The organism is Deinococcus psychrotolerans (assembly GCF_003860465.1).
GTDB classification, from domain to species: domain Bacteria; phylum Deinococcota; class Deinococci; order Deinococcales; family Deinococcaceae; genus Deinococcus; species Deinococcus psychrotolerans.
In genome coordinates this window covers 1,834,567-1,846,516 of the sequence record NZ_CP034183.1, presented here as the reverse complement: position 1 = coordinate 1,846,516, position 11,950 = coordinate 1,834,567, and the positions used below count along the sequence as shown (strand labels likewise).

12 protein-coding genes are annotated in these 11,950 nt (G+C 60.9%); 8 read left to right on the top strand and 4 right to left on the bottom strand.

Annotated features, from left to right (window positions below; genetic code table 11):
* Positions 1 to 7: 7 nt before the first annotated feature.
* The 5 genes from EHF33_RS09100 (at position 8) to EHF33_RS09080 (ending at position 5,310) form a co-directional block, all read left to right on the top strand.
* Positions 8 to 775: a metallophosphoesterase gene (locus tag EHF33_RS09100; protein WP_241191114.1), complete on the top strand. Its 768-nt coding sequence runs from the start codon at positions 8 to 10 to the stop codon at positions 773 to 775.
* Positions 776 to 866: 91 nt separating this feature from the next.
* Positions 867 to 2,753 carry a tRNA uridine-5-carboxymethylaminomethyl(34) synthesis enzyme MnmG gene (gene mnmG / locus EHF33_RS09095; protein ID WP_124870339.1) on the top strand — a complete coding sequence of 629 codons (1,887 nt, stop codon included), beginning with the start codon at positions 867 to 869 and terminating at the stop codon, positions 2,751 to 2,753.
* A 200-nt stretch (positions 2,754 to 2,953) separates the two neighbouring features.
* Entirely contained in the window at positions 2,954 to 3,718 is a 765-nt protein-coding gene (gene rsmG, locus EHF33_RS09090; RefSeq protein WP_124870335.1) for a 16S rRNA (guanine(527)-N(7))-methyltransferase RsmG, read from the top strand.
* Positions 3,719 to 3,731: 13 nt separating this feature from the next.
* A complete protein-coding gene (locus EHF33_RS09085; RefSeq protein ID WP_124870332.1) occupies positions 3,732 to 4,481 on the top strand; it encodes a ParA family protein in 750 nt (249 codons plus the stop codon).
* The gene (locus EHF33_RS09080; RefSeq protein ID WP_124870329.1) at positions 4,465 to 5,310 is read left to right on the top strand and encodes a ParB/RepB/Spo0J family partition protein; all 846 of its coding nucleotides are present in this window, start codon (positions 4,465 to 4,467) and stop codon (positions 5,308 to 5,310) included. Before EHF33_RS09085 ends, EHF33_RS09080 begins: the two co-directional genes overlap by 17 nt.
* Before the next feature lie 61 nt (positions 5,311 to 5,371).
* Here EHF33_RS09080 and EHF33_RS09075 read toward each other — a convergent pair whose 3' ends face one another.
* Both EHF33_RS09075 and EHF33_RS09070 read right to left on the bottom strand, forming a co-directional pair.
* Positions 5,372 to 6,685, bottom strand: coding sequence for a VanW family protein (locus tag EHF33_RS09075; protein ID WP_124870326.1), 1,314 nt, complete (start codon positions 6,683 to 6,685; stop codon positions 5,372 to 5,374).
* Positions 6,686 to 6,840: 155 nt separating this feature from the next.
* A complete protein-coding gene (locus EHF33_RS09070) occupies positions 6,841 to 7,935 on the bottom strand; it encodes an acyl-ACP desaturase (RefSeq protein WP_124870323.1) in 1,095 nt (364 codons plus the stop codon).
* Between the two features lie 221 nt (positions 7,936 to 8,156).
* Between EHF33_RS09070 and EHF33_RS09065 the strand changes: the two genes are divergently transcribed.
* Entirely contained in the window at positions 8,157 to 8,654 is a 498-nt protein-coding gene (locus EHF33_RS09065; RefSeq protein ID WP_124870320.1) for a peroxiredoxin, read from the top strand.
* 4 nt (positions 8,655 to 8,658) lie between these two features.
* On the opposite strand, the gene EHF33_RS09060 is transcribed toward EHF33_RS09065, so the two are convergent.
* Positions 8,659 to 8,991 carry a hypothetical protein gene (locus tag EHF33_RS09060; protein WP_124870317.1) on the bottom strand — a complete coding sequence of 111 codons (333 nt, stop codon included), beginning with the start codon at positions 8,989 to 8,991 and terminating at the stop codon, positions 8,659 to 8,661.
* 63 nt (positions 8,992 to 9,054) lie between these two features.
* On the opposite strand from EHF33_RS09060, the gene ygfZ reads away from it, so the two are divergent.
* Positions 9,055 to 9,942 carry a CAF17-like 4Fe-4S cluster assembly/insertion protein YgfZ gene (gene ygfZ / locus EHF33_RS09055; protein WP_124870315.1) on the top strand — a complete coding sequence of 296 codons (888 nt, stop codon included), beginning with the start codon at positions 9,055 to 9,057 and terminating at the stop codon, positions 9,940 to 9,942.
* Between the two features lie 53 nt (positions 9,943 to 9,995).
* On the top strand, positions 9,996 to 10,418 hold the full coding sequence (locus EHF33_RS09050) for a hypothetical protein (RefSeq protein ID WP_124870312.1): 423 nt from the start codon (positions 9,996 to 9,998) through the stop codon (positions 10,416 to 10,418).
* A gap of 23 nt (positions 10,419 to 10,441) precedes the next feature.
* Here the strand turns inward: EHF33_RS09050 and EHF33_RS09045 are convergent, their stop codons facing one another.
* Entirely contained in the window at positions 10,442 to 11,914 is a 1,473-nt protein-coding gene (locus EHF33_RS09045; protein WP_124870309.1) for a UDP-N-acetylmuramoyl-L-alanyl-D-glutamate--2,6-diaminopimelate ligase, read from the bottom strand.
* Positions 11,915 to 11,950 lie beyond the last annotated feature (36 nt).

Sequence of the window (11,950 nt, the reverse complement as noted above, 5' to 3'; positions counted from 1 at the left end):
GGCCAAGATGATGCTCAGGAAGTTTATTGCCATCGGTGATGTTCACGGCGATTACGATCTCTTGTGGGCGGCTTTGCGGGCGGCGAGCTGCGTAGACGCCGCAGGCTTGCCCACTCCCCCTGTCCAGCAGGGCCTGTACCAGGTGGTGCTAATCGGCGACTTGGTGCATCCCAAAACGCTTGCCGACTACAGCCGCTTGACGGGTCTGGCTGAGTTCAATCCCCGCGATGAAGACCACCTGTTCGCGGCGGCGCGGGTGCAGGTGCGCGAGCTCGAACGGGTGCGGATGTTTCAAGAAGCTGCGCCGAGGTCGGTGCACTGCGTGCTGGGCAACCACGATGATGGCGTGCTGCACCACCGCTACCTTTTGCAGACGGCTGGTGGCCTGACCCACAACGAATTCGACCCCGAGCGCGGCGGCGTCCGGCTGCCCGACCACCTGCGGCACTGGTTCAGCGGCTTCGTGCGCGAGTTGCGGGTGGGCCGGGTGCAGTTTGCCCACGTCGGGCCGCTGCCGGCTTTTGCTTATTACGACGATCTGTTTTACACCGACAAAGCGCCCAAACATTGGTGGCATGACACGCCCGAATACGTCATGATGGCCGATTTGGCTTACGGCGTGTACGGGCATACCCAAATGCCAGACGGTATTTATCTGGACGAGGCGGCCCGCTTTGCCATGATCGACGCCCTTGGCAACCGCGAATATTTGGAACTGATGACCGATTCCTCGCAGCATGATCCGGTCATCAGCGTCAGGGCCGTGCCGTTCTAAGGGCCGTAGGGTTCGGGCCAACCCCGTCGCACCAAAATCTAGTGTCACGCGCGGCACGCCTCTGCTCTGGCCCACCCGCTAAACTGGCCGGATGACGGCCCGGCCTCCCCTATCAGCACCTTCAACCAGCAGCTCCCCAGCGCTTCACCTCTCCAAGCCGCGCTGGAATGTCATCGTGATCGGTGGCGGCCACGCCGGAATCGAAGCGGCGTGGGCGGCGGCCAAGTTTGGCCCAGTGGCGTTGCTGGTCAGCAACCCGGCCACCATCGGCAGAATGCCGTGCAATCCGGCGGTAGGCGGCCCCGGCAAAAGCCAGATGGTCTTTGAAATCGAAGCGCTCGGCGGCTTGATGCCGCGCCTCGCCGACGCCACCGCCATTCATACCCGCGTGCTGAACGCCAGCAAGGGGCCAGCGGTGCAGTCGCTGCGGGTTCAAAATGAGCGCGATGCTTACGCCGAACATGCTCAAGAATACTTGCTCAATACGCCAAATCTGGAAGTGGTGCGCGGCGAGGCGGCTGACCTCGAAGCGGACGGTGAGGGCTGGCAAGTCGTCACCACCGATGGTCGGCGTTTGGCGGCCCGCAGTGTGGTGATCGCGGCCGGTACTTTCCTGCGCGGCCTGACTTGGTACGGAAGGCAATCCCGCGCTGAGGGACGGCAAGGTGAGCCGCCTTCGCGCTTCCTGTCGGCTCCGCTGGCCCGCGCCGGACACGTTCTCAAGCGCTACAAAACCGGAACGCCGCCGCGTGTGCGGGCCGACGCCGTGAATTTCAGCGAGTTGCTGGAAGTCCCCGCCGATCCCAATCCCCGCGGCTTCACGGGCACGCCCGGCCCCAACGCCACGCTCTCCCCCACTTGGCAGACCCACACCACCCCCGAAACCCACCGCCTGATTCAGGAAAACTTGCACGAATCACCCATGTACTCGGGCGACATCGAAGGCTTAGGGCCACGCTACTGCCCCAGCATCGAAGACAAAGTGGTGCGGTTTGCCCACCATGACCGCCACTTGCTGTTTGTCGAGCCTGAAGGTCTGGAGACCAGCGAAGTGTATTTGCAGGGCTTTTCGAGTAGCTTGCCGCCGCGCCTGCAAGACGTATTGGTGCGTTCTTTGCCGGGATTCGTGCGGGCCGTGATTCACCGCTACGCCTACGCTGTCGAATACGATGTGGTGGATTCGACCGAGCTGACCCTGCACCTCGAATCGCGCTTGCTGCCTGGCATCTTTACGGCGGGCCAGCTCAACGGCACCAGCGGTTACGAGGAAGCGGCGGCTCAGGGCTTGGTGGCTGGTACGGCGGCAGCTCGGCGCTCGCTCGGCTTGGCGCAAGACCCGCAACAAGCGCCGATTGTTTCCCGTGAAACAAGTTACATCGGCGTGATGCTCGACGACTTGGTGTTCAAAGGCAGTGACGAACCCTACCGAATGATGACCAGCCGCGTGGAACACCGTTTACTCCTTCGCCAAGACAACGCCGACGAGCGGATCAGTGAACAAGCCTACCACCTGGGATTGATTGATGAGCAGCGCCTCCGAGCGGTCGAGCAGAAATACCAGAAGATTACCGCTGGTGCTGAATCCCTCAGCAAGCAGCGGATTCAGGGGCAGACCGGAGACGCTTGGTTGCGCCGTCCCGAGATGAGCTTGGCTGATCTGGAAGCGGTTGGCTTCAAGTTACCTGAATTGAGCAGCACCGAACGTGAAGCGTTGGAAATTCGAGTCAAATACGCGGGTTATATTCAGCGCACCGAGCGGCGACTCTTGGCGGAAGACAGAGCGCGTGAGCTGAGCCTCGTCGGCGTAGATTTTTCAGCGGTCTGTGCGCTCTCCAATGAAGCCCGCGAAAAGCTGCGCCGCAGCCAGCCTCAAACGCTGGCTCAGGCGTCGAGGCTGCCCGGCGTGCGGCATGGAGATGTTTCCAGTTTGCTGATTCATCTCAAGCAGCGTGAGCGCGTTTCACGTGAAACAACCTGAGTAGATTCGTGCCGACTTCGGCTTTTTCTGGCGATGTTTCACGTGAAACGTTGAGTGTCGGCTGTACGTCAATTTGACAGCAGCCTTGTTTCACGTGAAACTGAGGGCTGGGCAGTGGCCGGTGTTAGGCCCGGAGTCAAAAGAGGTCGATAGATGAAGAACTTGATGCGAATTTTGATTGCTCCCCATGTGCGGCTTCCATGACGCCGGAAGGCGAATTGTTGCTGCTGGACGCTGGTGCTGAATTACAGCTTGATTTGAAGCCTTATTTACTGGCATTCGCTCAACTTCAGAGCGCGTTGATTGAGGGCAATCGACAACTCAATTTGACGGCACTGACCACCGAGCGAGATATCATTTTGAAACATTTCATCGACTCGCTGAGCTGCGATGTCGGCGGCTGGCTGAGTGGAGCGGGCCATGTCCTCGATTTGGGAACGGGGGCCGGCTTTCCAACGTTACCGCTGGCGATTGTCAATCCTGCCGTCCAGTTTTTGGCCGTGGACGCCACCCGCAAAAAAATAGAGTATGTCAGCCGCACCGCTGCGTCGCTCGGGTTAAGCAATGTGGAAGTTTTGGCCAGCCGCGCCGAGTTGCTGGGTCGCGATTCGGCGCACCGCGAGCAGCATCAGCGGGTGGTGGCGCGGGCGGTGGCGGCCTTGCCAGTTCTGGCCGAGCTGGCACTCCCACTGCTGCAAATCGGCGGCCTGCTCGTTGCCCAAAAAGGCCAGCTCAGCGCGGAGGAACTTGCAGCGGGCCAGCAAGCCGCCGCTGAGTTGGGCTCAGAGTTGTTTCATGTGAAACACTTCGAATTGCCTATCTCACGAGATCAGCGCAGTGTGGTGGTCATGCGCAAACTCAGTGCCACGCCCAGCCGCTATCCGAGGCGTGAAGGTATTCCCAGCAAACAACCCTTATTCTGGGGCCACGAGCAGATCAAGCGCAGCGAGGATAAAGAAGCATGACGGTAAACAAGGAATGAAAACAATCGGTATTGTGAATCAAAAGGGCGGCGTGGGCAAAACCACCACGGCGATCAATCTGGCCGCGTATTTGGCGGCAGGTGGACGCAAGGTGCTGCTGCTGGATATGGATCCGCAGGGCAATGCCAGCAGCGGCCTGGGCCTGCGCGGTGTGAAAGAAGGACTGTACCAAGCCCTCAGCGAACCGTCTAGAGTGGCTGAATGGATCACTGAAACCAGCCAAGAGCGGCTCAGTGTGTTGCCTGCCACGCCGGATTTGGCTGGAGCGGGTGTGGAACTGGTAGACGAGCCGTACGCCCTGCGCGACTTGCTCGGCCAAATTGAGGGTTTTGAGGTGGTTATCATTGACGCTCCGCCGAGTTTGGGGCCGCTGACCATCAACGTGTTGGCGGCGGCGGACGCGCTGCTGATTCCGCTGCAAGCCGAGTATTATGCGCTGGAGGGCTTGGCGGGGCTCACCGAAACGGTGGAGCGGGTCAAAGAAGCACTCAATCCCAAGCTCAAAATCTTGGGTGTGGCGATCACCATGTTTGACGGGCGTACCAATTTGGCGCAGGAAGTTGAGCAGAGTGTCAGGGCGCATTTCGGGGAACTTGTGTTCTGGAGCGTGGTGCCGCGCAATGTGCGGCTTTCGGAAGCGCCGAGCTTTTCCAAGGCGATCAACCAATTCGCACCCCTGTCGAGCGGCGCAGCGGCTTACAAGCGCCTCGCCGAGGAGGTGATGCAGCGTGCCGAAAAAATCTAGCTTGGGACGCGGCCTAGACGCGCTGCTCAGCCGTCCAGCCAATGCGTTGTCCGCTTCGCAAAACCTCAAAATCGATCAGATCGTGCAGGCTGCTTATCAACCGCGCCAAGTGTTTGTGCCGGAGTCGCTGGCAGAACTGGCACAGAGCATCCGTGACAAGGGAGTATTACAACCGCTTTTGGTACGCCCACGCGGCGAGCACTTTGAAATCGTGGCGGGCGAGCGGCGCTGGCGAGCCGCGCAACTGGCTGGCCTGACGGAAGTGCCGGTGATGATCCGTGACCTTGCCGACCGCGACGCGCTTGAAATTGCCATCGTCGAGAACTTGCAGCGTGAGGACTTGGGGCCGCTGGAAGAAGCGCGGGCTTATCAAACTTTGCTGGATCAGGGGCTGAACCAAGAAGGAGTGGCCAAAGCGGTCGGCAAGGGGCGAAGCACGGTGGCCAACGCGCTCAGGTTGCTGAGTTTGCCTCCCGAAGCGCTGGTGGCGCTTGAAAACGGTGAAATCAGTGCTGGACACGCCCGCGCGGTGCTGGCGATGCCGGAAGCAGATCGGCTGTGGGCTCTAAACGAAATTTTGAGCCGCCACCTGAATGTACGCGGTGCGGAGGCCCTTAAGCGTGAGGAACGCGGCAGGGCAGGAGAGAGCCGCCCGATCAAAGTCAACCCGCCTCGCCCTTGGCGGCAAGTCGAGCTGAGCCTCAGCCGGCGCACCGGAACCAAAGTCAAAATCACTGGCGACGACAAAGGCCGCTTGGAACTGAATTACGGCTCACGCGACGAGCTGGAGCGGCTGCTTGAGCTTCTCGGTTACGCTGCTGAAGAGTAAAGGTCAATAGCCAAGCGGGCCACCCAGTCAAAGGTGGCCCGCTTGGTTTTGGAGACTGTTTTTAGCGGCCCACGGCAAAAATATTCGGCCAAGGCCGGTAGCTGCTTTTCAGGGTGTCTTGTTTGAACGTTTGGCCGTTCCTGACGAACAAGCGGTCAACCTCAATGACTGCGCCCTCCGCCGCCCAGTCCACCTGCTTGCGCTCACCTTTCTTGAGGCTGGCATCAAAGACAGTTTTATCGGCGGGGGAAGGGGTGGTGCTTAAAATACGCGGCTCCTGCACCCTTACGTCAAAGTCACGCGCTTTGCCGAACACCCGCACCACCAGCAACTTCTGGGCGTCGTCCCAATCGGACTGAAACCAAAGTGACCCGCCCGTGTCGTTGGCAAAGCGCAAATCTTGGGTCGGCTGATAGATGGTGGCGTCTAGGCCCTGCGGGTCGTAGTAGTACACCTGATAGCTGTGGTTGCGCCGCTCCACAATAGGCAAGCCTGCGCCGTACAGCGCCCGAAACACGGTGGTGCTGACCTGGCAAATGCCGCCGCCGATGCCCGAAGCGGTGCGCTCCCCTGCAATTACCAAGCCCGGTACGAATCCGGCTTTGGCACTGATGGGGCCGAGCATCTGGTTAAACGAAAACACCTTGCCCTCAAACAGCTTGTCCTGAAAGGCCTGCGTGCCGACATGGATATTGGTGACGCGGTCTGCGCTGGAACCGTCATAGCCGGTTTGCCCACCGGCCAGAAACGCGGTGATTCCACGTGAAACAAAGTAATCCAGAGTTCGTTTTGGAGCGGCGCTGCTGCTGGGCGTCAGTTTGACCAAAGTGGTCTGGCCGTCTTTGAGAGCGGCAGCTACAGCGCTGCGGGCGGCGGCTTGGTCGAGGTCAAAGCTGTTGTGCTGAACGATAATCCATTGGCCGTCCGGCTGTTCTTCGAAGCGGGCACTGGTAGGCGGAGCCGTCAGCTTCTTAAAAAAGGCCGTCAGATCGGCGTCCAAGCTGACCGTCACTTTGCCTTGGGCGCGGAGTTGCACCAGCCGTCCCGGCGCAATCACCAAAGTTTCACGGTAGGGAATAGCGGTCTTTTTACCGGCAATGACGGCAGGCAAGCTCGCTTCAAAGCGCAGAGTCAGGCTGTCAGTGGTGTTGGGCTGCGGTTGAGCGGGCTTTGGAGAAGCCGGAGGAGAAACGGGCGCAGGCGGCGCTGGATTGGGGGAGGGAACCACTGGCGGCTGCTCCGGTGCGGTGGGCGCAGGGGCCGCAGTAGGCGAGGGAAGAGGAGTGGGCGCAATCTCTTGAGCGCTGGCGACCAGCGGCGAAATCAGCAACGCCGCCGTGAGCAGTAAACGGGAAGAAGCAGGCAAAAACGACATGCCGCCCAGTATTCCATGCCGAGAAAGTTGAAACGTGACACTCAGCTTTTGCCCCCATCGCCTCAAGAGTCCGGCCAAGAAAGCCGAACACCAATAAAAAAGCCGGAGCATTTGCCCCGACTTCAGTTGTTACTTGACGGTGGACTAAAGCAGGCTCAATCGTCTGCGGCTTGGTTCGTTTTCTTGGGAACGGCCGGATTGTTAATGAACTCAGTGGGATCAATGGCGTCAAAGCCGATCAGCTTTTCATAATCCTGAATCTTGACGTGCAGGCGCTTGACATCTCCCTCGACCATGCCGTAATCGAAAGTATCCCAAATAACAGTGGTTTTGAAGTTGCCGCCTTCAAAATCCGGCACTTCACGGGTCTTCTTCAGGCCTTCTTCCAGCGCTCTGCGGCTTTCGATACCCAGATTGCGGAAAGCCACTTGCATGACGTCGCGGGAAAAGTCGCGGGGGCCGTAAATGCCGGCGCGGTAAACCGTTTCATAAAACTTTTCCCAGTCCGGCACCAATTTGGCCGCAGGCATCGAAAACTGAGACACGATGGTGCGAATGGCTTCCAGAGTGCGCTGCGGGTAGTAATACAAATACATCCGCACGCCTTCCAAAAAGAAGTTGTAGTGCGCCGCTTCGTCTACCGCGATAGTCTGCGCGACTTTGGCGAGCACAGGGTCAGAAAAGCCCTGCAAATGCGGCTTATCGCTTTTGCCCTGGGCGATTTTCATCATGTTGAGGTAATTGAGCTGGGTGGCCCGCTCCTGAAACACGGTGTAGACCATATTGTGCAGCGCGTCGGGGAAGGGCAACTCCCACGTTTGGGCCTTCAGGCGCTCCTTGTACTCGAACAACCACTCTGGCGTGCGCTGGCGCGAAAACAACACCGAGTTTTCCCAGGCGTCGGCGTGCTTTTCTTCTTCACTGCCCCAGCGCATTTGAAAGTGGCTGCGGCCATGCGAGCGGCGCACCAAGTTGATCAAGCTGCTGGTGAAATCGGGGGCGTACTGCTCAACCGCAAAGAAGCCGGTGAGCACTGTCATGATTTCGGGCGGCAAATTGGGCGAGAGGGCCCGCCAATCAAAGGACTTGTCCGGATTCCAATTGCGGGTTTCTTGACTGCGGGCGGTGTACCAGCGGTACAGGCCCAAGAATCCGCGCTCGATCAAACGGTCTTTTTCACGGTTGCTCAGCAGCCCGGCAGGGGTCGGCGGCACATCGGCCAGCATATTGGGGGGCATAACATCAGCCATAACAAGAGCCTCCTTGACTCGTCTCGCCGCATTAACGATCAGGCAGAACGGAACTCTCTGAGGCGGACGTGGCCACAAGATATCACCCTGCTCTGGGTCACAAATCCGTCTAACAGACAATTCGTCAGTAAGGAAGAGCGAAGTTTGAACTCGGTTCAATCTTTGTAGTAGTCGGCGCTGGGCAGCGAAAAGAGTTCGCGGCCTTCGGTTAAACTCTCAGCATGACTTTGCCTGACTCCGCTTCCCACTCCGAGCTTCAAGTCGCGCCGCAAGTGGGCGACCTCGCGCCTGATTTCACCTTGCCCTCGACCAGCGGCGATTCGGTGACTCTCAGCAGTTACCGCTCACACAAAAACGTGGTGCTGGTGTTTTACCCCTTGGATTTTTCGCCGGTGTGCAGCATGCAGCTTCCTGAATACTCTGGCCGCCAAGACGACTTTGCCGAAGCGGACACGATGGTGCTGGGCCTTAACCGCGACAGCCTGCACACCCACAAAGCCTGGGCCGCCGAGTACGGTATTGAAGTGCCGCTGCTGGCCGACATGAAGCTGGAGGTGGCCCGCAGCTACGGCGTGGCCATCGAAGACCGCGCCATTTCGGGCCGCGCCGTGTTCCTGATTGACAAAGAAGGCAAAATCCGCTTCCGGTTCGTGGAGGAAAAGGCCGGTGACTACACGCTGCGGCCTGAGCAGGTGCTGGAAAAGATCAAAGCGCTCTAGGCGTTCATTCTTTTTGCTTCTCCTGCATGGCGACCCAGTCTTCCCAGGCCAGCGCCGGAATTAGCGCGAAACTTCCGGCGAACAGCGAAGCGATAGCGGCGGGCACCCGCACCGGCGTTTTGCCGTTCAAATACAAGTACAGCGCTCCCAGCGTACTGACCATCCCGATGTCCATGAACATGACTCGGGCAAAACTGCTGCGCCTTAGCGTTTCGGGGGTGCTCAGATCACCTGCGCGGGCGCGGCCGAGTACGGCGCTCAGCACCAGCGTGATGTATAGACCGGCGTAGAGTTTGAGTCTCGGCCATCCGGGGCGGCGGTACTGGTCTAAGTCCATGCCACAGCCTACAGGCCCCAGCGCTCCACAGTTGAGCAGCGGCATTTGGCTTACCCTAACGCCATGACCGCCTTCACTGCGACTGCCTTTACGGTGCTCCCTTCCAGCGCCCTGCGTCTGACTGGCACTGACCGCCTCGATTTCGTGCAGGGCCAGATGACCAACAACCTCAAGGCTGCGCCGACGCCCGGTATGGTCGAGGCCTGCTTTTTGAGTCCCAAAGGGCAGATTGAGTTTTTTGCCCGAATTTACAAGCGTGAGAACGACTTGTATCTGCACTTGGCTGAAGGCGTTGCGCCCGCTCTGGCGGCCCGCTTCGGCAAATACATCATCTTTGACCAAGTGGAAGTGCAGGACATCAGCGGCGAACTCGCCAGCTTGCATGTCTGGAGCCAGCAGGTGCCGGGCTGGGACGCGGGCGGCCCCGAGGTGCAGAGCTTTGAACTCGGCGGCGGCGTGGTGCTGGCCGGACGAATCGACCGCACCGGAAGCGCGGGGCTGGATCTGCATTATCTCCGCAAACACCAAGCTGAAGTGCTGCTTGCCATCGGCGGAATTGAGCGTTCCCACGCCGAACTGGAAGCCGCCCGTATCGGGGCCGGAATCAGTGACGCCGTGCAAGATGGCTGGGCCGGGTTCTTGCCGCAGGAAGTCGGCCTGGAGCGGGCCATGAGCTACCGCAAGGGCTGCTACGTGGGTCAGGAGATCATGGCGCGTCTGGAAGCGCGGGGCAATACCCGTTATCAGCTCGCTCAGCTTGAGAACGCGCAAGGCCAGCTTCTGCCCGCCCGCGCCGAGATTACGCTCAGCGGCAAAGTGGTGGGCCGCAGCGGAGCGAGCGCCGGATACACCGCGCTGGCCCGCCTCCGCAAAGACGTGCCCGAAGGCGCAGTGCTGGAGGTGGGCGGGGTGGCGGCGAGTGTGAAAGTGCCGCTGGCCGCCGCCGAGTGAGAACGCTCAACTTTATCCCTCTGCCCTGAACCGAGCGGCTACACTAACGGGCAGTGAGTTTGCCCGAACCCCAGTCTAAATCCGCACCCCCCGCCACTTTTGCGCGGCTGCGCGGGCTGTATCTGCTCGGCTTGGCGGCGCTGGCCTTGCCCGGCGTGCTGATCGGCGTGCCGCTGGGCTTTGCCTTGCAGCCGCGCTGGGAGAGCAGCGTCATTTTGTTGTTGGCCGGCGTGGCTTTGTTTTGCGTGCTTCTGAGCTTCTGGCTGGCGTTCCGGCAAGCCCGCAGCTCGGAAGTCGGCAGCAAACTCAGCGCCGCCGTGCGGCTGGCTTCTGCGCCCGCCGTGCCGCTGCTGATGGCCTGCACCTTGTGGCGGCGCTCAGACGCCCTGCTGCTGCTGCTGCCGCTCTCGCTGCTGGCTTTGGGCCTTGGCTGGTGGCTGCTGCGCGGCTGGGCTGAGCCGCAAGCGCCGCGCTGAGCCGCCCGCCTTCCTCACACGCTTTATCCCCACAGCTCCAAGGCCGCCCGCGCTTCCTCGACTTCGTTCCAAGGAACTGTTTCGTTTAAGCGCTCCAGCGTTTCTTCCGGCCCTTTTCCGGCCAGCAGCACGGTGTCGCCGGGGCCAGCCAAGCGCACTGCGTGGCCGATGGCCTCCCTGCGGTCTGGCACCAAACAGTAATTGCTGCGCCCCGCTGCCTGAGCGCCCCCGGCCATGGCGCTCAGGATGTCTGAGAGGGGCGTGTCGCGGCAATCTTCTTCAGTGAAAACAGCTTCGTCGGCCAAGCGGGTGGCAACCTCGCCCAGCGGCCCGCGCTTGCTGGGATCGCGGGGGCCGCCCGCCGAGCCGATGACCACGATCAGTTGCCCGCTGGTGGTGGCACGCAGCGTGCCGAGCGCTTTTTCCAAACTCGGCGGCGTGTGAGCAAAATCGACGATGACTCTCGGCCCCAAGGAACTGGGCATGGACGTTTGGCGCGTCACCTGTTCCATTCGGCCCGGCACGCCCGCGAAGCTGGCCAGACCCGCCGCCAACTGTTCGGCCGTGGCTCCCAAGTGGTGCGCCGCCGCCATGCCTGCCAGCGCGTTGCTGACGTTGAAGCGGCCAATCATCGGCAAGAAGGCGTCGAAGGTTCCGGCGGGGGAGACGACTTTGAAGGCGAGGCCGCCGGACTGCTCCTCAATGTGCTGGGCTTGCCAATCAGCTCGGTTGCCCTCGGTGCTGTAAGTGACGTGCTGACCCAACTTGAGGCGCTGTGTCCACGGATCATCGGCGTTCAGCACGGCAAACGGCGAGCGCTCGATCAGTTTGCGTTTCTCGGCGAAATACTGCTCCAAAGTGCCGTGAAAGTCCAGATGCTCGCTGCTGAGGTGCGTCCAGATCGCCACGTCCCATTCCACTGCCCGCACCCGCTCGAGGGCGAGGGCGTGGCTGCTGGCTTCCAGCACCACCGCTTGTCCGCCAGTGTCCGCGAGTTGGCGCAAGGTGGCCTGCACCTGCGGCGCTTCGGGGGTGGTGAAATGCGCCGGAAAGTGCTGCAACGCTCCGTCACCGAGCTGATAGCCCACCGTGCTGAGCAGGCCGGTGTCCAGGCCCGCTGAGCGCAGCAGATGGGCGGTCAGCCAACTGGTGGTGGTTTTGCCGTCGGTGCCGGTGACGCCCACCACCTTGAGGCGGCGGCTGGGGTTGCCCTCCAACTCGGTGGCGAAATCGGCCAGCGCGGCGCGGGCGCTGTGAACTTCAACGTAAGGCAGCGGGCAAGCTTCGGCCAGTGGCCAGCCTTCACCCGCTATCGCCGCCGCGCCGCGCTGCGCCGCCTGCTGCGCGAAGCTGTGGCCGTCCACTTTCGCGCCGCGAATCGCCACGAACACGTCGCCGGGACTGACCCAAGCGGCGTTGTGGGTCACACCTGAAACCTCAGGGTTGGCAGCGGGGGCGGTGAGCTGGAGGGCGGCGCAGAGGTCGGCAAGTCGCATACAACTCCAGAATACAGCCCGTGACCGCTTGACCCC